This window comes from Portibacter marinus (assembly GCF_021533195.1).
In the GTDB taxonomy this organism is placed as follows: domain Bacteria; phylum Bacteroidota; class Bacteroidia; order Chitinophagales; family Saprospiraceae; genus Portibacter; species Portibacter marinus.
Genome location: NZ_JAJNKB010000003.1, coordinates 205,926 through 232,538 on the forward strand (window position 1 = coordinate 205,926; position 26,613 = coordinate 232,538).

General features: G+C 39.2%; 25 protein-coding genes. 21 read left to right on the forward strand and 4 right to left on the reverse strand.

Translation table 11 applies throughout. From position 1 onward, the window contains the following. Positions 1–80 precede the first annotated feature (80 nt). Both L2567_RS08555 and L2567_RS08560 read left to right on the forward strand, forming a co-directional pair. Complete coding sequence (locus L2567_RS08555; protein WP_235297340.1) at positions 81–1,184, forward strand: hypothetical protein; 1,104 nt, start codon at positions 81–83, stop codon at positions 1,182–1,184. Positions 1,185–1,213: 29 nt separating this feature from the next. Continuing rightward, the gene (locus L2567_RS08560) at positions 1,214–2,194 is read left to right on the forward strand and encodes an Ig-like domain-containing protein (protein WP_235297341.1); all 981 of its coding nucleotides are present in this window, start codon (positions 1,214–1,216) and stop codon (positions 2,192–2,194) included. A gap of 112 nt (positions 2,195–2,306) precedes the next feature. Here the strand turns inward: L2567_RS08560 and L2567_RS08565 are convergent, their stop codons facing one another. Further along, the gene (locus L2567_RS08565) at positions 2,307–3,413 is read right to left on the reverse strand and encodes a T9SS type A sorting domain-containing protein (protein WP_235297342.1); all 1,107 of its coding nucleotides are present in this window, start codon (positions 3,411–3,413) and stop codon (positions 2,307–2,309) included. A 148-nt stretch (positions 3,414–3,561) separates the two neighbouring features. On the opposite strand from L2567_RS08565, the gene L2567_RS08570 reads away from it, so the two are divergent. After that, positions 3,562–4,113: an energy transducer TonB gene (locus L2567_RS08570; RefSeq protein ID WP_235297343.1), complete on the forward strand. Its 552-nt coding sequence runs from the start codon at positions 3,562–3,564 to the stop codon at positions 4,111–4,113. Positions 4,114–4,165: 52 nt separating this feature from the next. On the opposite strand, the gene L2567_RS08575 is transcribed toward L2567_RS08570, so the two are convergent. Next, positions 4,166–4,525 carry an Ig-like domain-containing protein gene (locus L2567_RS08575; RefSeq protein WP_235297344.1) on the reverse strand — a complete coding sequence of 120 codons (360 nt, stop codon included), beginning with the start codon at positions 4,523–4,525 and terminating at the stop codon, positions 4,166–4,168. Positions 4,526–4,651: 126 nt separating this feature from the next. After that, positions 4,652–5,512: an OmpA family protein gene (locus L2567_RS08580; protein WP_235297345.1), complete on the reverse strand. Its 861-nt coding sequence runs from the start codon at positions 5,510–5,512 to the stop codon at positions 4,652–4,654. 99 nt (positions 5,513–5,611) lie between these two features. On the opposite strand from L2567_RS08580, the gene L2567_RS08585 reads away from it, so the two are divergent. Continuing rightward, positions 5,612–5,938: a phage holin family protein gene (locus L2567_RS08585; protein WP_235297346.1), complete on the forward strand. Its 327-nt coding sequence runs from the start codon at positions 5,612–5,614 to the stop codon at positions 5,936–5,938. 6 nt (positions 5,939–5,944) lie between these two features. Here the strand turns inward: L2567_RS08585 and L2567_RS08590 are convergent, their stop codons facing one another. After that, positions 5,945–7,093, reverse strand: coding sequence for a hypothetical protein (locus L2567_RS08590; protein WP_235297347.1), 1,149 nt, complete (start codon positions 7,091–7,093; stop codon positions 5,945–5,947). Positions 7,094–7,440: 347 nt separating this feature from the next. Between L2567_RS08590 and L2567_RS08595 the strand changes: the two genes are divergently transcribed. The 17 genes from L2567_RS08595 (at position 7,441) to L2567_RS08675 (ending at position 26,590) form a co-directional block, all read left to right on the forward strand. Then, entirely contained in the window at positions 7,441–8,634 is a 1,194-nt protein-coding gene (locus tag L2567_RS08595; protein WP_235297348.1) for a DUF4856 domain-containing protein, read from the forward strand. Next, positions 8,634–9,677 (forward strand): imelysin family protein, encoded by a 1,044-nt coding sequence (locus L2567_RS08600; protein WP_235297349.1) that lies wholly within the window; start codon positions 8,634–8,636, stop codon positions 9,675–9,677. Before L2567_RS08595 ends, L2567_RS08600 begins: the two co-directional genes overlap by 1 nt. Next, a complete protein-coding gene (locus L2567_RS08605; protein ID WP_235297350.1) occupies positions 9,661–10,977 on the forward strand; it encodes an HTTM domain-containing protein in 1,317 nt (438 codons plus the stop codon). Before L2567_RS08600 ends, L2567_RS08605 begins: the two co-directional genes overlap by 17 nt. Continuing rightward, a complete protein-coding gene (locus L2567_RS08610) occupies positions 10,970–13,429 on the forward strand; it encodes a TonB-dependent receptor (protein WP_235297351.1) in 2,460 nt (819 codons plus the stop codon). Before L2567_RS08605 ends, L2567_RS08610 begins: the two co-directional genes overlap by 8 nt. A 91-nt stretch (positions 13,430–13,520) precedes the next feature. Then, positions 13,521–14,219 (forward strand): DUF2064 domain-containing protein, encoded by a 699-nt coding sequence (locus tag L2567_RS08615; protein ID WP_235297352.1) that lies wholly within the window; start codon positions 13,521–13,523, stop codon positions 14,217–14,219. A gap of 60 nt (positions 14,220–14,279) precedes the next feature. Continuing rightward, positions 14,280–15,485, forward strand: coding sequence for an ABC transporter substrate-binding protein (locus L2567_RS08620; RefSeq protein WP_235297353.1), 1,206 nt, complete (start codon positions 14,280–14,282; stop codon positions 15,483–15,485). Further along, complete coding sequence (locus L2567_RS08625; protein WP_235297354.1) at positions 15,475–16,320, forward strand: ABC transporter permease; 846 nt, start codon at positions 15,475–15,477, stop codon at positions 16,318–16,320. The genes L2567_RS08620 and L2567_RS08625 overlap by 11 nt, the downstream gene beginning before the upstream one ends. Next, the gene (locus L2567_RS08630) at positions 16,313–17,083 is read left to right on the forward strand and encodes an ABC transporter permease (protein ID WP_235297355.1); all 771 of its coding nucleotides are present in this window, start codon (positions 16,313–16,315) and stop codon (positions 17,081–17,083) included. The genes L2567_RS08625 and L2567_RS08630 overlap by 8 nt, the downstream gene beginning before the upstream one ends. Beyond that, complete coding sequence (locus L2567_RS08635) at positions 17,083–17,814, forward strand: ABC transporter ATP-binding protein (protein WP_235297356.1); 732 nt, start codon at positions 17,083–17,085, stop codon at positions 17,812–17,814. The genes L2567_RS08630 and L2567_RS08635 overlap by 1 nt, the downstream gene beginning before the upstream one ends. Continuing rightward, on the forward strand, positions 17,811–18,731 hold the full coding sequence (locus L2567_RS08640) for a nucleoside hydrolase (protein ID WP_235297357.1): 921 nt from the start codon (positions 17,811–17,813) through the stop codon (positions 18,729–18,731). The genes L2567_RS08635 and L2567_RS08640 overlap by 4 nt, the downstream gene beginning before the upstream one ends. Continuing rightward, the gene (locus tag L2567_RS08645) at positions 18,728–19,723 is read left to right on the forward strand and encodes a phosphotransferase (protein WP_235297358.1); all 996 of its coding nucleotides are present in this window, start codon (positions 18,728–18,730) and stop codon (positions 19,721–19,723) included. Before L2567_RS08640 ends, L2567_RS08645 begins: the two co-directional genes overlap by 4 nt. 5 nt (positions 19,724–19,728) lie before the next feature. Further along, entirely contained in the window at positions 19,729–22,947 is a 3,219-nt protein-coding gene (locus L2567_RS08650; RefSeq protein WP_235297359.1) for a SusC/RagA family TonB-linked outer membrane protein, read from the forward strand. Between the two features lie 10 nt (positions 22,948–22,957). After that, positions 22,958–24,391, forward strand: coding sequence for a SusD/RagB family nutrient-binding outer membrane lipoprotein (locus tag L2567_RS08655; protein WP_235297360.1), 1,434 nt, complete (start codon positions 22,958–22,960; stop codon positions 24,389–24,391). A gap of 112 nt (positions 24,392–24,503) precedes the next feature. Beyond that, positions 24,504–25,613, forward strand: coding sequence for an alkene reductase (locus L2567_RS08660; protein WP_235297361.1), 1,110 nt, complete (start codon positions 24,504–24,506; stop codon positions 25,611–25,613). A 10-nt stretch (positions 25,614–25,623) separates the two neighbouring features. Next, the gene (locus tag L2567_RS08665) at positions 25,624–25,821 is read left to right on the forward strand and encodes a hypothetical protein (RefSeq protein WP_235297362.1); all 198 of its coding nucleotides are present in this window, start codon (positions 25,624–25,626) and stop codon (positions 25,819–25,821) included. A 1-nt stretch (position 25,822) separates the two neighbouring features. Beyond that, a complete protein-coding gene (locus L2567_RS08670) occupies positions 25,823–26,275 on the forward strand; it encodes a hemerythrin domain-containing protein (protein WP_235297363.1) in 453 nt (150 codons plus the stop codon). 111 nt (positions 26,276–26,386) lie between these two features. Then, on the forward strand, positions 26,387–26,590 hold the full coding sequence (locus tag L2567_RS08675) for a hypothetical protein (protein WP_235297364.1): 204 nt from the start codon (positions 26,387–26,389) through the stop codon (positions 26,588–26,590). Positions 26,591–26,613 lie beyond the last annotated feature (23 nt).

A 26,613-nucleotide genomic window follows, 5' to 3' on the forward strand; every position in this document is an offset into this window, starting at 1 on the left:
ACAAATCAAATACTTTGACAGCATCCAACAATTCTGGAAATTTAATGTTATCTTAAGTAGTTGAATAAAAATAAATTACAATGAAAAAAATTATACTTTCTTCGTTCTTCGCTTTATGCTTCTTAATCGCTTATTCCACAGATATCAATTGGAAGGAGGGTTTCGTCACTGGTAATCCCGAAATTAAATCTATGAGCAGTATTGTGTTTGGTCCCGATCATATTTTGTTTATCGGCGACGCCATGTCAGCACAAGTGGTGGCTATAGACCTAACTGATCACGTTGCTGAGATGGCCGGAAGTTTTGAAGAAATTGAAAATGTAGATGAGCTTTTAGCTACCAAACTAGGTACAACTAAAGATCAATTTGAAATTACAGATATGGCTGTGCACTCTAAAAGCAAGCATATTTTTCTGACTGTACAGCACGGTAATGGTCAATCTATGCTCTTTAAAGTTAATGGTGGGATGCTTGATTGGATCGATCTGACTGATGTTAGTTTTTCTAAGATGAATATTGCAGAACCGGTCGCTGAAGATGCTATGGACAGGAGAGAGCGACCGTTGAGAAAGTGGGCTATTTCAGACATTGCTTACGACAATGGAAAAGTACTGCTTACAGGACTAAGCAATAAAGAATTTGGGTCAACTTTCAGGTCCATGGACTTTCCGTTCAAAGATGAACAGTCTTTCGGATCTCTGGAAATTTACCATGCAGCTCATGGGCAGTATGAAACCAATTCGCCAGTGAAAGCTTTTACCACTGTTCAACTTCAAGGTGAACCACATGTTATTGCCAGCTACACTTGTACTCCTCTTGTTATATTTCCAATGTCAGATCTAAAAACCGGAAATCACACTAAAGGGCGCACCATTGCTGAGTTGGGCAACTGGAATACACCTTTGGATATCATCGAATTAGAAAGTGAGGGAGAGCGGTATATTTTAATTGCCAATTCTTCCAGAGCGTTGATGAAAATAAGTGTTGCAGATATTGAAGCGTTTGATGAATCTCTAACCACCCCGGTTGAGGAACGATCTGCCACTGCTGGAGTAGACTTTATAGCATTGCCTTTTGTCAATGTTTTACAGTTAGATCGCTATGAGGACAATACTTTCGTGATGCTTCAAAGAACTTCCGAAGGTGATTTGGTGCTTAAACAAGGAGCAAGTCGTTGGTTGTAGGATTAAAAACACAACTATTCATTATCATAATGATTGGCCATTTGGCAATAAGTGGCCAACAGATTATAGATATTGCTGATGATGTAGTATCCTGTCAATGCGAGCCAAACCTGACCGATCTTTTTATCTATCAAGGTTCGAGCCCTTCAGATGGGCTTGAGGTTATTGGTAATTATAAACGAGATTCATCTACCATCACATTTAAGCCATTGATTCCTTTTATGAAAAATGGTTTCTATACAGCAGTTTGTGGTGAAGCCGTCAAAACATGGTCAGTTTCCTTTCCAGATGACTATATAATAGGCGAAGTCCAGGCGATTTATCCCTCAACTTCAGATATCCCTTCCAATATTTTGAAGTTCAATGTCCATTTTTCTAAACCAATGATGGAGATTGCTTACGAGTGGATTTCCATTATTGATGAAAAAGGTGAAGAGGTTGAACGCGCCATTCTCGATGAAATTCCTGAATTGTGGAATGAAGATCGAACTCAACTCAGCCTTTGGATTGAACCCGGAAGGACAAAGCGTGGGTTGGGACCGAATGAGAAGCTCGGGCCGGTTTTTCAGCCTGGCCAGAACTACATCTTAAGGGTATCAGGTGAAATTAGAGACCGGGAAGGGATAAAACTTGCTACAAATTATGACAAAGAATTTAAAGTCATAACAGCTGATAGGCAAAGCCCTGACTTTGAAAAATGGAGTGTAGAATCAACGAAGGTCAATGGTAAAGTTGGACTGAAAATCATTTTCGATGAAGTCATGGATGTTGCCTCTACACTCGACGCATTTTCCGTGCAAGGAATAAAAGGTTTTTGGTCCATTCAAGATGGTGAGAGAGCGATCTTATTTGAGCCGGAAGTGAGTTTAAGCCCTGGTCAATATAAAATTGAGGTCAATCCATTAATCGAAGATATTGCTGGCAATAATCTGGAACGCCCTTTTGACAGAGATCTCACTCAAAATCTTGAAACAAGAGGATCGTTTGTTCTCACTTTAGTAGTTCATTGAGATAAATAAATGAGGCTGACTATGAATAGAACTTTAAACGTTGGGCTTAACCAATCATCTTCTTACTACAGCTCCTTTTATGCTGAGAGACATTAACTTAGATCATTAATTTCTATTCTACCTTAATCACTTTTTGCAACTTGTTCCCTTTTTCAGTGGACACGATTAGAAAATAAATGCCTGCATCCAAGTCTGGGGTTGAGATGTGATATTGGTACAATCCGTTGACTTCGCTTGAAAAAACAGAGTGACCATTGACGTCAAGCAAATTGAATTCTTTTAATTTATTTACTGAAGTCACTTGGATCATTTCATTGAAAGGATTTGGTGAAACCAGTATCTCGGTATCAAAGACTTGATGGCTCACTGAAGAAGTTTCCGCCATTGATTGCCATCTTACTTCTCCCAATAACTCAGAATCATTGACTCTCAGACCCCATACTTGAAGGACTGGATCTGCAAATCCTTTAGCAAACCATTTATATTCTATTTCATTGCTGGTGGTCACAATTCGAACCGTGTCATAGTATGTAGTATCTGAGTTGAAGATCAGTGTCTTCATTTTTAATACTTCATTATATGAACCCGCAGGCGTTTTTAAACTTCCGTAGCCATCCACATGATTGATCCTTCTACGATTCCGACTGAAACTTACATCCAATCCAATCAAGCCTAGATCGAGTTCTAATCTGCTTGTTGAACTATCCTTTGAGTTGTATGTAAATGGAAACTGATATATGGTATCCGGGTTGATAAATTCAATCCCTATGGGAACCAAGGTACCATTGAAATCTACTGAAACCCCAAGCATGGTCTCTGAGTACTGTTCCTTTGATTGCAGAAAATGTCTTACAATATTCTCAGTTCTAAAACCTTCTATTCCGAGACTATCAGAGGCTTTCACAGCGATGTTGGTCACATCATTGAACCTCTCCTGGCAATTAAAAAAAATAAAATTAGCCAGGCAATAGGCTGATCTGTAACCGGATTCATTAGGATCTACAAAACGAACACTATCAAATCTTTGAGAGACCAAATCAGCGTAATCCCATTCGACATTCTCACCTGTAAGTTCAAAATCCGTTTCAGGATCAACAATGTTATTTACCTGAAACTCTATCAAATCACCAATCTGCACATGGAGTTCCGAAGTGTAAGTCAATTGACCAACCATAACATTGACATAAACCAGCGCAAGTAATGCAATTAAGTTTCTCATACTGTAATATTAGAAAAAACTCGAGATACCACAGATATACATACTCTACTTTTCTGATATTAGTTGTGATCACTACACTTGGTGTAACATTCGCAATCGAACATTCCTGTACCTTTTCGAGTATACTTTACGATCAAAGCTAAAAAATATGAAAGCAATAGATTTTAAATTTAAGAACGTCTTACCGCTATTCGTTCTCGCTGTTGGAGCACTATTTGCCTCCTGCGATAATGCAACAGATAACACAGAAAATGATATAATCGAAGACGTAAAAGTAGATAGAAAAGAAGAAAAGGCAATTATAAACTCCACCAACACGCTGGAGATATCAACTACTGATAGAGCTGTCTACAATGTAACAGATGTAGACAGACAGCCCATTTTTGGATTAGAGTGTCCAGTCAAAGAAGATCCTCTAGCATGCTCGAATGAAGAGATTCTAAAATTTGTAAAAGAAAATACGGAAGTGCCGAAGGGTGCCAGAAACCAGAAAGGATTCGAGCAGGTCATTGTAGTCATCGAGAAGGATGGAACACTTTCAGACATGAAGTATGTTTCTAGTAGTAAAGTGAAAAAATGCGAAGGCTGCCAGAAAGCAGCTGTAGATGTAGTTGGAAAAATGAAAAACTGGACTCCTGGAATAAAGGACGGTGAACCGGTTGCGGTTCAAATCACCATTCCAGTACGATTTGAAAGTTAATTCGGATTATTATATAATCAAGAAGGCTGTCTCGATTGAGACAGCCTTTTTTTTATTGAATAATCAAAATCAAATCGTCAGCAGCTGTATTTCCTGCCGCATCAGTAGCTTGAACATTCACTGAAATTTCAGCACCACTTGGCGCTTCAGTTGGAGTAAAAACATTAAATATCTCCGTGTGTCTATCAGGTGCTTCAAAAGTAGTTATGGCTGGTATGCCTGAATTCTCGCCACCGATCACTATTCGATCCAATGCGTCATTATCAGTTACCTCTACTTGAACAGAAATTTGTTCGCCAGCAGCAACCTGTGTATTGTTAGCAGGAGTTACAAACCTTATCTCTGGATTCTCTCTATCTCCACAGGAAATTAAGAATAGTCCACTCAATACTAGAATTGTCAAATACTTCATTTATTAAATTTTATGTTGCAAAGATTGTGGTCATCGATCATACTAACGAAGAATAATTCCACTTTGCTATAATAAATCGAGAAAACATACAAATTGTTTTGTAAGTCGATTTGTCAACCATCAAGATTATCGGTCACTATCCATTTGTAGATCCTTTACACGAAAATCTACATCCAGGGAAGGTTCGCACTCAATGGGTTCATATTCCAGCACTTCTATTTCTGTTCTTCTGTTTCTTTGATGCTGTTCCTCGGTACATTCTACTCCGTCGCTGCATTCATTAAGGAGCCTGGTTTCCCCATACCCTTTAGGAATGATTCGATCTGCAGAGATACCCTGAGAAACGAGGTATTCATAACACGATTCAGCTCTTCGTTGGCTAAGTTCCAGATTATATTCATTGCTAGCTCGGGAATCGGTATGACTTGACAATTCAATTTTTATAGACTTATTTCTTTTCATGATTTTAGCCAACTCGTCCAACTCATCTTTTCCTCTAGGTCGTAGATGGGATTCATCCAGATCGTAATACACATTCTCTAGTTCATAGACTGAACCAAGCTTTAGAGGAGTCAATGCAAGGTAGACATCAAAATATGCAATGGGTTTGTCTTCCCCACCCATGGCTATGAAGATATACTCATCCGCTCCAAAACTGCAAAGCACTTCATCACCTTCATTACATTCATAAATACTGATTCCTCCTTTTAGAAAGCCTTCTTTGCAAGTTCGTATTTCATATTCTACTTGAGGGTCTATTTCAAAAGTCACTTCCCCATCAGTGGTCGTCTTGGTCTCCAAAAGATCGTTAGAGACTGGATCAAATAGGTAAACATCTACGTCGTTCACCAGTGAATCGCCGCTGTCGATGTAGGTCTTTATGGTCAATGAATATTGTTCACTTCCCCTAATGACAGATGGTGTTCCCTCCTGTGCTTGCAATAGCATGCTACAGGTCACAAATATTAAACATAAAATTTGCTTCATCATTTTTATTTCTGTTACTACCTGCAAGTTCATATTGTTCATTAAATTCACAAGCGAACAATCGTTCTGGAATAGGATTAAATAATAAAATAACTAAACATGGAGTGGATTTTAAACATCATCATTACTGCGGCAGCTTTCTTTATCGGAGCCAAGTTACTTCCTGGTGTCACTATAAGCGACATTCTTCAGGCAGTGGTTGTCGCACTGGTCGTAGCTGTTCTTGACTTTACTTTGGGTAACTTTTTGAGAATTGTATCTCTTGGTTTGTTGACACTAAGTATTTTTAACTGGTTACTGAATGCCATCCTTATTCTGGTAGCCGATTGGTTTTTACCAAAATTCAAGGTTAAGAACTTTTGGTGGGCTTTGGGTCTGGCAGCTGTAGTATCACTTACAAGTGCTCTAATCGACAAAATATTTTGATACAGATTACTTTAATCTAAAGTGATAGGTCTTCCCGATGTCATCGCCTTTGATTTGAGAACCTATACTTTGACGCTTGCGGTCCGGACCCAAAGAATACACGACAAGAATCCTTGAATTAGAATCAGTACATTGATCTGTAATCCAATATCGGGAATTCCAGGGATCAATAAAAAAGGTAGCCCGTTCTTCTTCTAAGCCTTGTTGTGTTAGGCTGGCAAAATAGCCTGTATCAAATCTATCATAGATATCGTATAAATTGACAGCAGTATAGACTCGTCTGTGAAAACCACACTGCAAGCGCGGTAGTCCGTACTCTCCTGATACTAAAAACATGAAGTCCTTGTGTAGTTGTTCCACTTCAGTTTGTGCCGCATCGATATACTGTTGAGAATCGTTTTTTATAAACTGAGACAAAAGTACATTCCCAGCACCAAAAGCAATAACTATAATACTGCTTACTGTGTTAATGAGGTACGCCTGGTAGGGCTTAAACACTTTGGCATCTTGTTTCTTGAGTGTGCTCAATGCTGTAAAGAGAAAACACAGTCCCAACATAAATTCAACGATCTCTCCAGAATAGCGGATCGGATAAGTCAAATACAAAATATAGGTAGCAGCAAATGCTCCCAGTAAGTTGATATCAGGTAAAATGATATTCCACTTTGTGAACAACTTTTGCGCTGATGGTATGCTATTCAACAATGGTAAAAAAACTCCATAACCCAAAATAATAATCGAAAGAATAATCTTTCTGAAATTAGTGTCAATGATATTGTGAAAATTTAGCTCTTGCTGATAATTCTCTGCCAAAAAATAACTGGGTGGTCGGTAACCCAAAAGCCTTTGACCCCATGAAATTTCTTCCATTGCGAAAACAAGACAAAAAAGTGACAACCCGGCCAAAAACCAATAAGCTTTAAATCCAGAAGTAGTCCGATTGATTGTAGCGATGGCAAATAAAATACAGGCAAATATAAAAGACCAGAAAGTAGACCACTCTAACACTCCATCCTCTTGCAAAAGTCGAAAGTAGTACTCAAAATTGAATTCAAAAAGGTAAAAGGCAACCGGTATTACAGCGGATACCAGTAAAAAATTAATAATGAAAACTTTAAGATTAAATTGACTTGAAAACATATTACTTACCCACATCTCGAAAACTATTTCATGGCCTCCGATATTATAACAACAAACTTTTTAAACCGTTTGAAGTCTTTACATGTTTATCAAATTTATAGTGTTTGTCATGTCACTTATTTTGAATTCAATAAAACAAAAATAGCGCCATTGCCTTACGAATTGCATAAAATATACAGAGTCAGGCGCAAAACATACACCGTTACATTGTTAGCTGCGAGGCAATTGTCATAACTTTGTTAAGATCACTATTTTTATTTAGACTTTTTCTAGATAAGCTTGTTTTTTAGAAAATCCTGTCTTACTTTCGCGCTGTTGAAAAATTGAAATGAAGACCTCCAGGAGGTGTGAAAAAAGCTTATATGAAACAACATATCTATATATTTTTAGCTGTCATTTTTATTTTAATGGGTTGCGAAAAGGACCAGCAACCAAAAGAAGTTAAAATCGATGTTCCTACATTTTATACTTTTTCCAGGGACGGGCAATCTACTGTGTCATTCGAAGGTCAAACGACCCGTATTAAAATGGCAGAAGAATTGGTTTCGGCAATGGAAGATTTTACCCAAAGTGAGGAGCAACTGATCAATATGTTCAGAAATGTGAATACCCCATTTAGTGATCAGGACTTGAACAGCTCTTCGAAGAGTATTAAATCTAAGGTGGCCGCTTCGAAAGATTTTTTTGCAACCAGCACAGCTGCCTCCTCTATAGTAAAAGGACAATTTGAGACTTGGCTTTCTCTGCAAACACAAGAAATATTTCCGGCTTCCAATCGTGTAGCAGAAGTCGGCATAGCTGGTCAGATTGCAGATGGCAACAGTACAAGATACGTGAATGCTAAAGGTCTGGAATATAATCAGGCGTTTACCAAAGGTTTAATCGGAGCACTGATGACAGATCAAATGTTGAATAACTACTTGAGTGTTTCCGTACTTGATGAAGGTAATAACAGAGCTGAAAATGATGAGGGGATCATTGTAGAAAATAAGCCCTATACGAATATGGAACATAAGTGGGATGAAGCATATGGATATCTTTTCGGAGCCAGTGCAAGTGCCAGCGATCCACTTTCTACCTTAGGTGCTGATGATTCCTTCCTCAACAAGTATCTTTTCAGAGTAAACAACGATCCTGATTTTAGCAACATAGCACAAGATATTTATGACGCTTTTAAGAAAGGTCGGGCTGCTATTGTGGCAGGAGCATATGATGTGAGAGATGAGCAGGCAGAAATTATTCGCGAATTGGTTTCAACAGTGATAGGAGTTAGATCTGTTTACTATTTACAACAAGGTAAGAATGCCTTGTCAGACGAAAATTATGGCACTGCATTTCATGATCTTTCTGAAGGATATGGATTTATTTATAGTCTTCAATTTACTCGCGAGCCCAATACTTTTGAACCATATGTAGATCGGGATGAGGTATTACAGTTTCTGGAAAGACTAGATGAAGGAAATGGTTTTTGGGATGTAGATTCGGCTACCTTGGATGACATTTCGAGAAGTATCGCTGATCAATTCAATTTTACACTAGAACAAGCAGCACAATGATGTTAAATAGACTTCTTTCACTCATTTTTCTAATCACTCTTTTCACTGGATGTGAGCAATCCTTTATACCTGAAACAAAAGATAATTTTGATCGTGAATTGATGCTTGAAAACTGGGTTGATTTACACATCAAGCCAGGATATGCTCAATACCTTTCAGCTCTCAATGAATTGGCTATCAAGAATGTTGACTTTAAAACCGCACCCAGCACATCTACCCTGGATGCTTTGAGAAACACTTATCTCCAAGCCTATGAATCCTGGCAGATGGTGGCTCTTTTTGAAATTGGCGAAGCTGAAAAACTGGGTATGCGTGGATATACCAATACTTATCCTACCAATATCGAAAAGGTCAAGAGCAATATTGAGCAACAAAATATCAATCTCGCATTACCTTCCACTCGAGTAGCTCAAGGATTTCCAGCGTTAGACTACATGCTTTTTGACAAAATTAAGGCGGATGAGTTGGTTGAAAAACTTAGTGCAAACGATTGTAGTGCCTATCTGGACCTTTTGATATCAAGGTTGCAAAAATTGGCAACTCAAGTCAATGACAGCTGGAATGTGGAAGAACGATCTTCCTTTGTCCAAAATCCCGAATCAGTAGATCGGATGGTCAATGACTTTCTATTTTACTACGAAAAATATTTAAGAGCCGGTAAAGTAGGTATTCCGGCAGGAGTATTCAGTGGTGACCCACTTCCCATGAATGTCGAAGCACCGTATTCTTCCAAGTATTCTAAAAATTTATTGCTTACTGCGCTTAATGCTGCACAGGCATTTTTCAATGCTGATAATAGCCTCGCCGACTATCTTGAATTTATGGACAAAGGTGAGATTGCAATAGCCATAAACAATCATTGGGAGCAAGCTAAAAGATTGCTGAAGGATATCGACCCTAGTCTTAAAGATCAGATCAATGAGAATAATCTGCAACTATTAGAAGTCTATGATGAATTGCAAAAAGCCGTTGTTCTGCTAAAAGTAGATATGTTGCAGGCTTTAAGCATACAAGTAGACTATGTAGATGCTGACGGCGACTAATACAAAGCATGCTTCTCCTCTAGCTACATTCAGAATCTTTTTTGGATTGATGATGTTTGCCAGCATCATTCGATTTTGGGCAAATGGATGGATTGAGAAGTTATACCTTGAACCAAGCTTTCAGTTCAAATATTATGGTTTCGAATGGGTGTCAGTTCCAGCCCCTTCATTGACGTACGGCCTCTTCACCCTTTGCGCATTAAGTGCCTTATGCATTAGTTTAGGATTTAAGTACAGGTGGAGTATGGCTATTTTCTTCTTATCCTTTACCTATATAGAGTTAATGGATAAAACCACCTATCTCAATCATTATTATTTCATTTCAGTTCTCAGTCTGATGATGATATTTCTTCCCATGAACCGATACTTCTCATGGGACGCAAGAAATATGGCTTATAAATATGTTCCTGCATATAGCATCAATGCACTGAAAATCTTAATAGCCATCGTTTATATTTATGCTGGTTTGGCTAAGTTAAACAGTGATTGGATGCTGAAAGCCATGCCTTTGTCAATATGGCTACCCTCTAAATATAGTATACCTTTTCTTGGTGATTTTTTACATCAGAAGTGGGCACATTACTTCTTCAGTTGGGCCGGTGCCATCTACGACCTCTTCATTGTATTCTTTTTGCTTTATAAACCAACCAGAGTGTGGGCATATCTCACGGTCATCATCTTTCATATGCTGACTGGAGTGTTGTTTCCCATCGGAATGTTTCCATATGTTATGATTGTCAGTACTCTCATATTTTTTGATGCGCCAATGCATCAGAGAATACTAACCCTGATGGCTAAACTCTCCGGACTGGGAGTCCATCAGTTAAAATCAAATGAGACATGGCGTCCATCTCCCCAGGTCAAATATTTTCTATCCATTTACCTGATCATACAAATCCTTTTACCCTTAAGATTTCTGGCTTATCCAGGTAAGCTGTTCTGGACAGAGCAAGGCTATCGGTTTTCATGGCGAGTAATGCTCATGGAGAAAGCGGGGTATGCAGAATTTAAAGTGGTCGATGCCGCTACAGGTAAATCCTTCAAGGTGGATAATAGTGATTTTCTAACAGCTTTTCAAGAAAAGCAGATGGCGACTCAACCAGATTTTATTGTAGAGTACGCCCATTTTCTTGGTCAGCATTTCACTAAACAAGGACATGAAAACATTGAAATCTATGTGGAAAGCTATGTTGCTTTGAATGGTGAGAAAAGCAAACCATTTATCGATCCAAACGTCAATCTTTTAGAAATAAATGATTCCTTTGCACACCGAAATTGGGTTTTACCATTTAATGACTAGAATACTTCATATCGTTAGCTTTTTACTAGGTGTAGTTTATGCCAATGGGCAGTTAAACATCGAAGGAAACGTTAAAGATTCTGAAAGCGGACAGGTCATTATAAATGCGGATGTTTACTTGTTAGAGAAAGACATTCTTCAAAATGGATCCTTTAACTTCAAATCCATAGAACAAGGTACTTACACACTAATTGTCTTTGCCATTGGGTATAATTCCCGAGAAAAAATCATCACACTTACTCGTGATACTACCCTTTCTTTTGTTTTGGAAAAATTAAGTGACAAACTAACTGAAGTTGTTATCCAGGATCAAAGAGATCAACAATTTGCCTTACAAAGACTTAGAGCGGTAGAAGGCACTGCGATTTATGCAGGGAAAAAATCTGAAGTGGTCCGGATTGAAAAAATGATGGGAAATATAGCTGCAAACAACAGCAGACAGATTTATGCTCAGGTTGCCGGATTGAATATTTATGAAGGTAACGATGGTGGTCTTCAACTTGCAATTGGCGGCAGGGGCCTTGATCCAAACAGAACAGCGAATTTTAACACCAGACAAAATGGATATGATATCAGTGCCGATGTTTTGGGTTACCCGGAGAGTTACTATACCCCACCCGCTGAAGCACTCGATGAGATTCAAATTATCAGGGGTGCTGCATCTTTACAATATGGGACTCAATTTGGAGGATTGATTAATTTCAAAACTCACCTTTTGCCGACTCATCAGGATTATGAGATCAAATCTGCACAGACGATTGGTTCCTTTGGTTTTTTTAATTCTTTCAATCGTATAGGTTTTCGGAAAAATAAATGGACAATCCAAGGTTATTATAATTACAAAACTGGAAACGGATACCGAGAAAACTCTGACTTCAATGCTAATAACACATTTTTATCCACTAAATACGATTGGAATAGTAATACCTCACTAAAATTAGAGTATACCCATTTTTCGTACTTGGCTAAACAGGCAGGAGGACTAACAGACACTGAATTCGCTACAGATCCCAGACAAGGCAATCGCTCCAGAAACTGGTTTAAAGTAAACTGGAACTTATATCACGCTTACTTTAGACATAAATTCTCCTCAAAAAGTGAAATGACGATCAATTTGACAGCACTGGAGGCAGATCGGTTTTCACTAGGTTTTCGCGGAGATCCCACCGATCTTAATACCAATCCCGTCAATGCCTTGGATGAGCAGGATGAAAATGGAAACTATATTTTACCCAGAGATTTAATAAAAGGAAGGTTTAGAAACATTGGCCTTGAAGCGAGATACCTGACCCGGTATAAAATTAAAAATAAAAGAGCGGTATGGCTGATAGGAACAAAACTATACCGAGCTCGAAATCGAAGTCAGCAAGGCCCGGGTTCATTAGATACCGATCCTGAATTTGATTTTGAAAATGAGGATTTTCCAGATTACGCCAATCAGTCATCATTTCTGTTTCCAAATGAAAACGTGGCGCTTTTCAGCGAAAACATTTTTTATATCAATGATCGATTTTCACTAACGCCTGGATTAAGATTTGAGCATATTGTTACCGAGACAACCGGAGAATATACGAATGTAATCTATGACAATGCAGGAAACCCCATTTCTATAAGAAGATTCGATGACAATCGTTCTTTGCCCAGAAACTTTATGCTTTTCGGAATAGGAATGGGTTACAAACCTATGGAAAAATTTAGTTTGCATGCTAATGTTTCTCAAAATTACAGGTCTGTCACATTTAGTGATATTAGAACAATCAATCCGACATTTATTATCGATCCCAACATATCGGACGAAAGGGGGATAACTGGCGATTTAGGTTTCCGTGGTAAAGTGAAAAATATACTTTCCTACGATATGGGTGCTTTTGGAATTAAATACAATGATCGAATAGGAATTATACTTAATGAGCGAGCAAACAGAGTTAGAAAAAACATCGGAAACGCAGTGATTTATGGAGTTGAAACATTGATAGATATTAATCTTTTGGCCGGAAGGGAACAATCCAAATTAAGCGTATTCAGTAATCTGGCATTAACAGATAGCAGATATACCAGCAGCGATGAAAATAATGTAGTAGGTAAGAGAGTGGAATTTATACCCTTGATCAACTTTAAAGGTGGTGTCAATGCAGGCTATCAAAATTTGATGGCCAGTCTTCAATGGACTTATGTTTCTTCTCAATTTACAGATGTCCAGAATTCTTCTATTCCTTCAGGAGGTGATAGTAGAGAAGGGATTATCGGTCCTATTCCTGCCTATCAAATAATGGACATCAGCATGTCCTACAAATGGAATAATTTCAAAATGGATACCGGAATCAATAACGTTCTCAACACTCAATACTTTACTCGTCGTGCTACAGGATACCCTGGTCCGGGCATTATACCAAGTGACGGAAGAAGCCTTTATCTTACATTGACATTCCAGATAAGCAGTCCTGGCAGGTAGATATTTATCATTTGCTTTTCAAATTTGTCCACCGGCAGACGCCGCCTATATTTTGTAGACTTAGATCCATTTAATTACTTACTTTTACTTCGTGGATAAAAGCAACTCAACGGCCTTAATTTATTTTAGCAGATCAGTAAAGTGTGAAGCTGAATCCAAGTCTTGGAGTAATTTTTCCACGAGAGCTCAAAGAATTGCCATATCCAAGTTTCTATATCGAAAGACCCTCAGCGTACTTCGATCCTCTGAGCTCGACATCATTTTCTTCGATGAGCAAAAACAGGTGGGAAATAGCTTTGGCGAGAAACTGGTCAATGCATTCAGACATGCATTCGATCTCGGCTATCAATCCGCTTTTTCAGTAGGAAATGATTGTTTATCGCTTGAGCATATTGATTTTGGCCATATTAAATCAACACTCGAATCCGGTACAGCGATCTTGGGTCCCACTTTTCGTCAAGGTGCATATCTTATCGGTCTAAAAAGAGACCAATTAGATGATAAGAAGTTTCAATGCATAAGATGGCAAAGTGAATATACTGCTTCAGATCTGAAGACCTATTTTGAAGTCCAATCCATCGAGTTGGAAGTCCTGGAACAGAAAAGAGACATCAATCAATTAAAAGATTTCGCTTTAGTAGTGAAAGAGTTGAAAGACATCAGTTCTATTGCGATTATAAGGACTTTTCTTGCGTTTGTTAAAAACTCACTGCCTGTAAGTATTCACTTGATTGCAATCCCAATTGTGGTATATACTCCTTTTCTGAGAGGTCCACCATCACATTTTTGAAATACTACCAAGACTCCAATTTAATTCCTTTTTATTCATAAATATTCTTCTTCATCTGCTATGAAGTACGTTGTTTTTATTTTTGTTTTGCTGTACGCTTGCAGTCCTGCAAATCATGGTTCTGAATTAGACATATCAACCATCCCCTGGCAAGAAATTGAGCAGAAAGCGTCAGGCACTACTGTAAATTTTATGATGTGGCAAGGAAGCCCTTCCATCAATTCTTATATCAATAATTACGTCATTCCTGCTGTAAAGGAAAAGTATAATATTGATCTCAAGATTACAGGTGGCCAGGGTCCTGAAATTGTACAGCTCATCATGGGTGAAAAGCAAGCTAATGTAGGCAGTGGTCAGGTAGATATGGTTTGGATCAACGGTGAGACATTTTTTCAACTCAGACAGATAGACGGACTGTGGGGCCCATTCGTGACAAAGCTCCCCAATGCGCAATATGTCAATTTTGAAGATGAATTCATCGGCATAGATTTTCAGCAACCCGTAAATTACATGGAAGCACCGTGGAGTGTCAGTCAGTTTGCTTTATTTTATGATACCACAAGAATCCAGGATCCACCTTCAAACCTTGACGAACTTGAAAGCTATGTAAAATCTAAGCCCGGTACTTTTACGATCTCCAACGACTTTTCAGGAATGACCTTGCTAAAAAGCTTCCTTGCTGAATTAGGAGGTGGACCCGAAAGCTTGAATGGCCCATTTGATAAAATTAAGTACCAAGAACTATCCACCCAATTATGGTCGTACATTAACAAGAACAAAAAACATTTTTGGAAGAATGGTACTACATTTCCAAAGGAACACACGAAAATGGACCAAATGTACGCTAATGGTGAATTGCTAATAGATTACGGTTTTGGTGAAGGTGGAATTGAAGATAAAGTCATTCAAGGTTTGTTTCCAAAATCTACGCGAGGTTACGCATGGGACAATGGCACCATCAAGAATTCAAATTACCTGGGCATATCCTATAATTCTCAAAATAAACTTGGAGCGATGGTAGTCATTAATTTTTTGATGTCTCCAGAAGCTCAATTAAAGAAATCCGATCCTAATGAAATGGATTCTAATACCATTTTGGATGTGTCGAAGTTACCTGTCGAGTGGAGAACTAAATTTGAAGCGCAGGAACGAAGAAAGTACGGTCCGGAAATGGCCGACCTACAGGAAAAAGCCATTCAGGAGCCTGACCCACAATACATGATACGATTATTTGAAGACTTTCGAACTCAGGTCATTGAGCAATAAGAGCCACATTGGAATATTATTTTTCGTGCTGATCGGTATGGTGCCTTTTGCAGCAGCTTTCGGCTATTCGTTACTATATAGTTTTGGAATTATAGGTGTGGTAAATGATGGATTTACACTTGAGTTTTGGGCAGAAGTTTTTAGATCAGGTGCTTTTTTAGATGCCCTCATTTATAGTGTGACCATTGCTTTAATTTCGGTATTTATATCAGTGACAGCCGCCCTTTGGTTTACGTTGAAATTTCAGAAAAAGTTAAGGGGCAAAATCGTGTCTTTCATGATTTATTTACCCTTGGCCATTCCGGGAATTGTTGCCGCATTCTTCACTGTACAAATACTTTCCAAATCAGGTTTGTTTTCCAGATTCAGTTATTTACTCGGATTTACATCAGGGATCACAGACTTTCCTGATTTGATCAATGACCAGTATGCGATAGGAATTATCCTGGTTTTAATCAGTGTGGTCATGCCATTCTTCGTCCTGTTGTTTCTGAACGTGTATGACAATGAAAGACTTGATCAATTGACAGAACTGGCCAGATCCCTTGGTGCCAGTAATAGTCAAACAATTTGGAGAGTTAGCTTGCCTGTCATTCTAAGAAAAACCTGGACATTGATAGCCCTATATTTCATTTTCCTGTTAGGTGCATACGAGGTGCCATTGATTTTAGGACAAGAATCACCCCAAATGTTGTCCGTATTGATTGTCAGAGAACTAAAGCAATTTGATTTAACCAAGATTTCAGAGGGTTACGTAGTAGCTGTGATGTATACCATCCTGGTTAGTATTGCAACTATTCTTTTATTTTCAAAAAGATCTACTGAAAATGGGTAGATGGAAAAATGGCATATTGATTACTTACCTGGTTGCAATTGTATTTCCATTCATATTCCTGTTCCTGCTATCCATGTCTTCAGGTTGGAGATTTCCTGATTTACTCCCGGAATATTTTGGTTTTAAAAACTGGGGTAAAGTTGCCGGAACAGAAAGTGGCATTGCGCAAAGTTTCTTAATATCCTTAGTGATTTCATTGAGTGTGGCGGTAAGTTCGACATTGTGCGGATTTGTGATCAGTAGATATGTCAGTTATCATCCTAAAAAACGACTGTTAACCTTACTGACTTACTTCCCTTATATTCTGGCGCCGGTCGTGTTTGGAGCCTGTCTGAGCTACTATTTTCTAAAAATGGGCATTTTCGGCACTACCTTCGGAGTGGTTTTAGCCCAATTCATCATCGCATTTCCATACGCCTTGATTTTTTTCAGCAGTTTTTGGAATGAAAAGATAAAAAGTTACGAAGATCTCGTCGCCACACTTGGTGGAGGTTCCCTAACAACATTTAGAAAAGTACTATTACCTATGGCCAGGGGGCTCCTAATGGTTTGTTTTTTCCAAACCTTCTTGATTTCATGGTTTGAATACGGATTAACTTCAATTATAGGTGTGGGAAAGGTGCAAACCCTTACCATAAAGGTTTTCCTTTTTATCAAAGAATCTAATTTCTATTACGGCGCAATGAGCTGTTGCATGCTTATCATACCACCAGTTGTTATGATATATATAAATAAAAAATATGTGTTTAATAAATTGATTTGATGTTTCTGGAGGTACATGACATAGAAAAGAGTTATAACAAGGAAGCTATTGTTTCTGAATTGAATATCAATCTGGAAAAGCATAAAACCCTAAGTATACTAGGACGTTCAGGATGTGGCAAAACCACCATGCTTAAGATGATAGCCGGATTGACACCTATAGATCAAGGCGTTATTAAATTGGACGGCGTCCGAGTTGATGAGATCGAAGCCTCCAAAAGAAATATCGTGTATCTGTACCAGGAAGATTTGCTCTTTCCTCACTTGTCTGTATTTGAAAACATTGCCTTTGGATTAAGAATAAAGAAGATAAAGGATCATATCGTAGATGATAGGGTGATAGAGATGATTGAAAATCTAGAGTTGCAGGGTCATGGAAGCAAGATGCCTCATCAGATAAGCGGAGGCCAAAGACAACGGGTAGCATTCGGTCGTGCCATCATTACTAATCCTGCACTTCTACTTTTAGATGAGCCTTTTGGAAGCTTGGATGCAGGAACGAGAAAAAACATGCAAACCTTATTTCTACGGTTGGCGAAGACCTTTAACATTACATCCTTATTTGTGACTCATGATTTAAAAGAAGCCATTCTTATGGGAGACGAAATCGCTTATATGGATAAAGGAAAATTGAAAATTTACAAAGATCGCTCTTCATTTATCAATGACCCCGAAACCGGTGTGCTGGCGGAAACTGAGTTTTGGAAACAATTAAAAACAGAACAATTTTGAAAAAGAAAATATGGATCGATTCTGATCTTGCTGTAGGAAAAAAAAGGGTCTTGAGAAATCGAGACGGATATTCGGATGTGGATGATGGTTTTGCTATTCTCCAACTGATGAAAAGCAGTAAAGTACATATTCAAGGAATCAGCGCCGTTTTCGGTAATACCATCATAGAAAATGCAATAGAACTGTGTCATTATATGGTTGAAAATTTTGCTTCATATGAAATTCCTGTGTTTGAAGGAGCAGCTCAATCAATGGACCTGGAAAATCTGCAATCAAACGATGCTGTGGAAGGCTTGGCGAAAGCTTTGACACAAGATAAATTAACCATCATGGCCATAGGACCAGCAACCAATGTTGGAATACTCCTGCTCAAATACCCAGAGCTTGCGTCACAAATAGAAGAAGTTGTTTTGGTCGCCGGAAGAAGGACTCCCAAAGATTATTTTGTAATAGGCAACCCTGGCAGGCATGCCTGGGACCTTAATTTTGATCTCGACAACGCCGCTTTTCAGGTCATGTTTGAGCATGGAATGGACATCACCTTGTGCCCGTATGAAATCAGTAGTAAAGTTTGGATTGATCAAGATGATTTGAACAAACTTGGAAAAGGGGATGAGGGCTGCCAATGGCTTTCCCAAAGTTCACAAGCATGGCTGCAGCAATGGTTAGAATTAGGAGCACATGGCTTCAACCCATTCGATGTTTTAGCTAGCCATTACCTCATACAACCAGAGGATATTATTTCAGAAAATCTGCATGCAAGAATGGAAATACACCCCAATGATACCATTGGCAAAAACCAAAACACATCCTTTAAGCAGTATCTACTATGTGATCAGCAAAAAGGTTACCTGGTCAGATATTGTTATGACGTAGTTGAAAATTATCACGAAAAATTAATGAAATCACTTTTATGATCAAGCTAGAAAAAGACTTACAGGTTCTGACAACTTATTTACAGGCCCAAAAATGGCTTTTAGCAGGGGAGCACATCACTCATTTTCACGTGCCGGGTGATGGTAATATGAATTTTACCCTTAGAATTTGTACCCCCAGAAGAAGTTTCATCATTAAGCAGAGCAGAGGCTATGTGGAAAAATATCCTCAGGTAGCTGCTCCGACAGACCGGGTTCAAAGAGAAGCTGACTTCTATAAAGAGATCTCGGATCATCCGTATTTGACAAAGATGACCCCAAAAATCATGGGCGTCGATGGTATTAATAATATTATTGCCATGGAGGACCTGGGAGCTGGAAAGGACTATACTTTTTTCTACAAGAACAAGGCTGTGATTCCCGACACCGAGCTCCAGCAGATCATGAAATTTGCTGCAGTGCTCCATAATGAAAATAAAATTCAAAACGCTACTTCACCGATATCGAACCGCGCGATGCGAAAATTAAACCATGAACACATGTTCTTGTATCCATACCTGGAGGATAATGGGCTCAATCTGGATACGGTGCTACCGGGGTTGGCCGATCTAGCAAAAAAATACAAGGATGATACAGCTTTAAAAGCAAAGATCGAATCTCTTGGAAATCGTTATCTAGAGGATGGCGATACTTTATTACATGGAGACTATTTTCCAGGTAGTTGGCTAAAAACCGAAGAAGGTGTCAGAATTATCGACCCGGAATTTTGCTTCTACGGGTATCCAGAGTTTGAGATCGGAGTGACTACCGCTCACTTAATGCTTTGTGACCAACCCGTCCAAACCATCTTAAACGCACATAAATACTATAAAGAAGAGGCAGATTTAGACCTGGAACTGGTGAAACAATGTGCAGGAGCAGAAGTGCTGCGTAGAATTCTTGGGTTGGCCCAACTTCCTCTCTCTATCGATTTAGAAAAACGCGCTCAGCTTTTAGAAACTGCTCGCGAATATGTAATGAACAATAATAACTAAACAGCATGAGAATTAAACTTATACTGATACTTCAACTATGCCTTTCGGCATTGATGGCGCAAACCACAAGTTACACCTCGAAAGTTGTAGATTCCAACAATGATCCACTGATAGGAGCGACAATCAATGAATTGGGTACGCAGAACTATAGTGTGACCGATCTGGAAGGCCAATTTACCATTGAAACAGAGGCGGTAAATTTTGATCTCGAAATCTCTTATCTAGGATATGAACCAAAGAGAATTACCATCATGAATGGCCAGGTGCCTACAACCATAATGTTGGAACCTTCGGCAGGTCAATTAGAAGAGGTGGTCGTTACCGCGCTTGGTATCAAAAGAGAAAAACAGGCCTTGAGCGCAGGTGTGGAACAAATCGATGGAGGTGCTTTAAGAGTGGTGCCTCAAACCAACATGGTGAATGCCCTAGCTGGAAATGTAGCAGGCGTACAAATCACCAATGGTTCATCAGGTGTCGGTTCATCCTCCAGAATCATTATCCGAGGTGAGAATTCCATCAGTGGTCGCAATGAACCACTCTTTGTGGTAGATGGAGTACCGATTAGCAATCAGCTGATCACTTCTGACTTAACCAATGACGGTGCTCTTCAGGAGGTAGATTTTGGGAATGGTGCCTCTGAATTCAGTCCAGATGATATCGAATCAATTTCGATCCTTAAAGGTGCAGGTGCTGCAGCACTTTATGGGTCCAGGGCTGCCAATGGGGTAGTTTTAATCAGTACCAAGAGGGGCCAACCAAAGCGAGGGCTGGGTATAACTGTCAACAATTCATTCACCTTCGAGACATTACTCACCCTACCTGATTATCAAAATGTGTATGGAGGAGGATCAAATGGGGAATATTCCTTTATCAATGGAACCGGAGGAGGCATAAATGATGGCGGTCTTGCCAGCTATGGGCCGAAACTGGACGAGGGTATACTCATTCAGCAGTTTGACAGTCCTTCCACTGATCTGGATGGAAATGTCGTCAGAGGTGGAGATGTCCTGGCAAGAAGGAAACCTGATGGTTCATTTACTCCTATAACAGCCACTCCGTGGATTTCCCGACCAGATAATGTAAGGAATTTCTTCCAGACAGGTTACACGAATCAGAACAGCTTTGCCATAAGCAACGGTGGAGATAATTGGGGTCTGAGAGTAGCTTACAACAATTTGAGAAACACAGGTATACTACCTAATACGGATTTGAAAAGAGATGGTGTTTCTATTGCTGTCGATCAGGCCATGTCCAAACGACTTCGATTCGATGGATATTTGAATTATGTCAATACCAGGAGTGGGAACAGACCTAATCTTGGTTATGGATATGAAAATGTGGTGTACGGTTTCAATTGGACGGGTAGACAAACAGATATTGCGGCTATGAGAGATTATTGGCAAGCAGGTCAGGAAGGCTTGCAGCACTTTGATATCAATTATCTATGGCTTACAAATCCCTATATGACCCTATTTGAGAATACCAATTCATTTAATAAGAACAGGGTGTTTGGAAACGGCGCTTTGACCTATGATTTGACAGATCATCTAAGTGTAAGAGTTCGTTCTGGGTTGGACACCTATAATGACGACCGTGAATTTAAGCGAGCTGTCAGTACAAATAGAAATCCTTTTGGCTCTTACCGTGAAGATAAAGTGGCTTACCGCGAACTTAATACAGATGTTTTGGTGTCTTACGATGATCAATTGAATGATGCCATCAGATTCTCACTGGCCGGTGGAGCAAATCGATTTGATCAGAAGATTTCCTACGCTTTTTCAGAAGCTTCTCAACTTAGCATACCTGGCATTTATTCGCTGGCCAATTCTCGTAATCCGTTGAAAGGGACGTCTCAATATTTTACAAAAAGAATAAATTCTGTGTACGGTATTGGAAACATTAGTTATCAATCTTCCTTGTATTTTGACCTGACGGTTCGGAATGATTGGTCTTCTACACTGCCTGCTGACAATAATTCATTTGCATATTATTCAGCAGGAGTCAGTTACATCTTATCCAATATGTTTGAGCTTCCCGAATCATTATCCTTTGCTAAACTCAGGTTCAATGCATCCAGTGCAGGGAATGATACAGATCCTTATCAATTGAACAACACTTTTCAATTTAACCAAAATTATGGTTCATTTTTCAGAGTGACCAATGAAACCGTATTGAAGAACGCACAACTTAAACCTGAGAGATTGAATGCTCTTGAGGCTGGAGCAGAATTATGGTTTTTTGGTTCCAGATTGCAAACAGAACTGTCCTTATACCAAAACACCTCAATCAATCAAATCATCGGTCGACCAATCTCAAATTCTTCCGGATTCGGAAATATTATTGAAAATGGCGGCCGTGTGACAACCAGAGGATTGGAAGCAAGAATGAGTGGAAAAATCCTTCGATCAAAGGACTTCAATTGGAATGCTACGATTAACTTCTCCACTTTCAGGAGCATGGTTACCTCCTTACCTGAAGGTGTAGATCAGTTCGTCACCGGTTCTGCAAAGTTTTTCGGAGGTTCCGGGGGCTCAAATGCTGTGTTTTATATCGCGAAAGAAGGGGGAAGAGTGGGCGACATGTATGGAACAGGTTTCGTTGAGATTGACGGCAGAACACTCTACGGTGCCAATGGTCTTCCGGTACAAGATGGAAACCTTAGATTACTAGGCAATTACAATCCTGATTTCAGTATGGGATTCGGAAACGAATTGAGCTACAAAAATTTTATCGCCAGCATACTGGTTGACTGGAGACAGGGAGGGATCATTGCTTCCCGCACAAAAGCACTAGGAAGTACTTCAGGCGTGTTAAAGGAGACTTTGGTAGGACGTGAAGATGGCATTATAGGCGATGGAGTGGTAAATGTAGGAACTGCTGAGAATCCACAATATGTCGAAAATACTACTTCTGTTTCAGCTTCCAGGTTTTACAACAACTTCTTTGACAGAGGCAATGAAGCCAGTTCAGTTTATGACGCATCTTATGTGAAATTGCGGCAGGTTGGTCTGTACTACACATTTCGTGATGAGATCACTAACCGTATCGGTTTTCAAGGCTTAAAAGTGGGTATCATCGGTAATAATCTACTTCTTTTTACCGAAAATCCTCACGTTGATCCTGAACTCAACGGCGTTCAGGATAGAAACTTTACCTATGGTGTTGAAGATATGTCTTATCCATCCAGTCGAAGCTTTGGATTAAGTCTCAAAAGTGAATTCTAAAATGCAAGAAATGAAAAATTACATTTATATAATATTAGCAATCGGCCTGGTATTCAGTTCATGTACCAAGGATTTCGATGAAATCAATGAGAATCCCAATTCTTCTGAAAACATAGATCCACAGTTTCTCTTGGCCAATGTCATATCGGTACTAGGCAATGAAAATACCTATACTCAAGGATTCAGATTATCGAATTATCTGGCTCAGTTTGCGGCAAGTGTAGAATTCGAACGTATTGATCGATATGAGATGGGGACCAATGGCCAACATTGGGATCTTCTGTACGGCCTTCTGACTGACATTAATTCCATGCAAAGTGTAGAAGGGACGAACGAAGCCTATCAGGCCGTTGGTGACATTATGAAATCCTATATTTTTTCACAATTGACCGATTTATGGGGAGATGTTCCTTATTCTGAGGCTTTAATGGCTCGTGATGGTGTTACTCAACCAAAGTACGATACCCAGGAAGCAATTTATACTGACCCATCTACCGGAATTTTGGCGGTGTTGAAAAATGCAGTACAAACTTTGGAGAATACCAGTGCCTCTATAAAGGGAGATGTGATGTTCAATGGCAATCTGAATAAATGGATTCGCTTTGCCAATGCCTTGCAAGTCAGATACTACCTTCGCATTTCTGATCGTATCTCAGATTTTAGTGCCCTTCAGGGTTTATGGAAGGCAGGTCAACTCATGGAGTCAAATGCTGATAATGCAGTGCTTCCATATCTGGCAAATGCTCCCAATCAAAATCCAGTTTCGCAGTTTTCATTAGGCTTATATCAGGAACACAGAATGACAAAAACGGCGGAAAACATCCTTAAGTCATGGGATGATCCTAGAATTGGTGTGATTTATCGACCCACCGAAAAAAGTGCAAATGCAGGTCAGGCTGAATATTTAGGTATTCAAAATGGTCAGAGTAGGGAGACCATTAGTGCTAACAATATTGACTTGGGGGAAGTATCCTTATTTGGGGCTGTATATCGGGATGTGCCTAATGGAGTAGACATGCTTTTCATGCTTTATGCTGAGCAACAATTTGCATTAGCAGAGGCAGCACTGAAAGGATATATTGATGCTGAAGCAGAAGCGTTATACCAATCGGGAGTGACAGCTCATTTCAACTACCTGGGGCTTGAAGTGCCTGACGATTATTTTGATCAGGAAACAGTAGCTTTGGATGGCGACGGTGATCTGGAAAAGATCATGACTCAGAAATGGATTTCTTTAGTTTCCAATGGTCATGAGGCATGGTTCAATGTGAGAAGGACAGGATATCCGGACTTAAAACCTGGACCAGACAATTTGAATGAAGGAATGTATCCGGTGCGCTACTTGTATCCCGAATCTGAGCAAGCCACCAATGCTGAACATTATGAAGAAGCAGTTCAAAGACTGGGAGGAGATAATATCAATAATCCTGTTTGGTGGGATTAATTTGCGGCATACGGAGCCTAAATTCTCGCCTATTTGCTTAATTTTTGAACTTATGAGCATCACTGTCGAACAAATGACCTTTCGCTTTTAGTAATATTAGCAAATACTGTAAATGAAGCATTCCAGCGAATACGAATTGTTCGAACAATATAACCTTTCCGGTCATCTATTGAAAAATAGAATTGTCATGGCACCCATGACGAGATGCAGGGCTATAGGCAATATCCCAAACGAATTGATGGCGACCTACTACGGTCAAAGATCCGGTGCAGGTTTAATCATAACGGAAGGTACAGCACCTTCACCCAATGCTTTAGGATATGCCAGAATTCCCGGAATGTACAGTGATGAACAAGTGGAAGGTTGGAAAAAAGTGGTCGATGAGGTACATCGCAAAAATGGAAAGATATTTTGCCAACTGATGCACACAGGTCGGGTTTCTCACCCGGCAAATATGCCACCCAATAGTCAAATTCTGGCGCCTTCAGCCATCAAATTAGAAGACACAAAGATGTATGTGGATAATCAAGGGGAATTAAAGATGCCTGTTGCTAAAGCCATGGACAAAAATGAAATAGAAAAAACCATTGACGAGTACAGACATTCTGCCGCAAATGCCATTCGCGCTGGATTCGATGGAGTAGAGATTCATGGTGCTAATGGTTATTTAATCCAGCAATTTCTAAATACTGCTTCCAACCATAGACAGGATGAATATGGAGGTTCAATAGCCAATAGATGCCGCTTCGGTCTAAAAGTTGTTGAAGCGATATCAAGTGAAATCGGTCCAGAAAGGACAGGTATTCGACTATCTCCATTCGGAGTGATGAACGAAATGGAGCACTTTGACGAAATTGAGGATCAATACCTGTATTTCGTGACCCAGTTGAATAGGCTGGATATCGCATATGTACACCTGGTAGATCACGAAAGCATGGGAGCTCCCGAGGTACCTGAAGAAATCAAAAGAGAAATTAGAATCTTATTCAAAAATTCATTGATTCTGAGCGGAGGCTACGATAAAGAAAGAGCAGAACATGATTTATCAAAAGGCCATGCAGATCTCATTGCATTCGGAAGACCATTCATCTCTAATCCGGATTTGGTTACCAGATTTTACGAAAATGCAAAACTTGCTATTCCAAATACCGATCTTTTTTATACACCAGGGGAAGAAGGATATACTGATTATGAAAAGCTTCATGAAAAAATCAAAATTTAAATTTTTAATTATGAAATACATAACCATTCTATTTTTTGCATTAATGACTTTATCAGCATGTGATAATTCCAATGGCAATGATAAAGCACCTTATAATCAATATGAAGATATTGATGGAGACAACACACTTAGAGATGATACTATAGGGATGACAGAGAAGGACACCCTTCCAGTCATCGTTAAGAAAGGAGAAGAAATTGACAACTAATATGAATATATTCGAAGCGATTAGAAAAGACCATGATATCCAGCGAGGATTAGCTGATAAATTGGTTGAAACATCAGGTGATTCTAAAACGAGAAAAATTACGTGGGAAGCTCTTAAACATGAACTACAAGTTCATGCAGATGCAGAAGAACGTTATTTTTACGTTCCATTGATCGAAAAAGACATGACACAGGAGCATGCCCGACACGGTGTTGCTGAACACCACGAAATGGATGAGCTCATAGAAAAATTAGAGGAAACAGACATGTCCTCACCTGCATGGTTGAGTACTGCTAAGAAATTAAGAGAAAAAGTTTTCCATCATTTGGAAGATGAAGAACATACTTTTTTTCAGCTTGCCGGAAAAGTATTGACAGAAAAAGAGAAGACAGATTTGCAGACAAAGTATCGAAAGCATATGAGCGAAGAAGATGCTGGCATAAAAAAAGGGTAAGTCATCAAACAATATCTGTCCGTATTTAGTAAGGCACTGCAATGCCGTAAAGACTTTTAAATCGAGGTTTGCCATTGCTAATATTCCTCGATCTGAATCACAAAGACAGAAATGAGATTTTATTTTTTTATAGCAGTACTATTTACTGCTTTTTCATGTAATGAAGGCGATCAATTAACGAAGCAAGAAGTAGCCGACAATTATTCCGGTGATGCAAATGTCACTGATGTATACATAGTGGATACTACTGGTGAAAATATAGTTAAAGACACCTTACCAGTAATCATTGAAACGGCGAAGAGAATTGAAAACTAATTTTCACTAAGCTGGTTTAAATG

Excerpts from the sequence above, each read along its gene's own strand:
- L2567_RS08665 (WP_235297362.1), top strand. The coding sequence starts at position 25,624 with ATGAAATACATAACCATTCTATTTTTTGCATTAATGACTTTATCAGCA.
- L2567_RS08560 (WP_235297341.1), top strand. The coding sequence starts at position 1,214 with ATGATTGGCCATTTGGCAATAAGTGGCCAACAGATTATAGATATTGCT.
- L2567_RS08555 (WP_235297340.1), top strand. The coding sequence starts at position 81 with ATGAAAAAAATTATACTTTCTTCGTTCTTCGCTTTATGCTTCTTAATC.
- L2567_RS08655 (WP_235297360.1), top strand. The coding sequence starts at position 22,958 with ATGAAAAATTACATTTATATAATATTAGCAATCGGCCTGGTATTCAGT.
- L2567_RS08670 (WP_235297363.1), top strand. The coding sequence starts at position 25,823 with ATGAATATATTCGAAGCGATTAGAAAAGACCATGATATCCAGCGAGGA.
- L2567_RS08635 (WP_235297356.1), top strand. The coding sequence starts at position 17,083 with ATGTTTCTGGAGGTACATGACATAGAAAAGAGTTATAACAAGGAAGCT.
- L2567_RS08575 (WP_235297344.1), bottom strand. The coding sequence starts at position 4,525 with ATGAAGTATTTGACAATTCTAGTATTGAGTGGACTATTCTTAATTTCC.
- L2567_RS08595 (WP_235297348.1), top strand. The coding sequence starts at position 7,441 with ATGAAACAACATATCTATATATTTTTAGCTGTCATTTTTATTTTAATG.
- L2567_RS08600 (WP_235297349.1), top strand. The coding sequence starts at position 8,634 with ATGTTAAATAGACTTCTTTCACTCATTTTTCTAATCACTCTTTTCACT.
- L2567_RS08610 (WP_235297351.1), top strand. The coding sequence starts at position 10,970 with ATGACTAGAATACTTCATATCGTTAGCTTTTTACTAGGTGTAGTTTAT.
- L2567_RS08605 (WP_235297350.1), top strand. The coding sequence starts at position 9,661 with ATGCTGACGGCGACTAATACAAAGCATGCTTCTCCTCTAGCTACATTC.
- L2567_RS08570 (WP_235297343.1), top strand. The coding sequence starts at position 3,562 with ATGAAAGCAATAGATTTTAAATTTAAGAACGTCTTACCGCTATTCGTT.
- L2567_RS08675 (WP_235297364.1), top strand. The coding sequence starts at position 26,387 with ATGAGATTTTATTTTTTTATAGCAGTACTATTTACTGCTTTTTCATGT.
- L2567_RS08590 (WP_235297347.1), bottom strand. The coding sequence starts at position 7,093 with ATGTGGGTAAGTAATATGTTTTCAAGTCAATTTAATCTTAAAGTTTTC.
- L2567_RS08645 (WP_235297358.1), top strand. The coding sequence starts at position 18,728 with ATGATCAAGCTAGAAAAAGACTTACAGGTTCTGACAACTTATTTACAG.
- L2567_RS08580 (WP_235297345.1), bottom strand. The coding sequence starts at position 5,512 with ATGAAGCAAATTTTATGTTTAATATTTGTGACCTGTAGCATGCTATTG.
- L2567_RS08660 (WP_235297361.1), top strand. The coding sequence starts at position 24,504 with ATGAAGCATTCCAGCGAATACGAATTGTTCGAACAATATAACCTTTCC.
- L2567_RS08650 (WP_235297359.1), top strand. The coding sequence starts at position 19,729 with ATGAGAATTAAACTTATACTGATACTTCAACTATGCCTTTCGGCATTG.
- L2567_RS08630 (WP_235297355.1), top strand. The coding sequence starts at position 16,313 with ATGGGTAGATGGAAAAATGGCATATTGATTACTTACCTGGTTGCAATT.
- L2567_RS08565 (WP_235297342.1), bottom strand. The coding sequence starts at position 3,413 with ATGAGAAACTTAATTGCATTACTTGCGCTGGTTTATGTCAATGTTATG.
- L2567_RS08620 (WP_235297353.1), top strand. The coding sequence starts at position 14,280 with ATGAAGTACGTTGTTTTTATTTTTGTTTTGCTGTACGCTTGCAGTCCT.
- L2567_RS08585 (WP_235297346.1), top strand. The coding sequence starts at position 5,612 with ATGGAGTGGATTTTAAACATCATCATTACTGCGGCAGCTTTCTTTATC.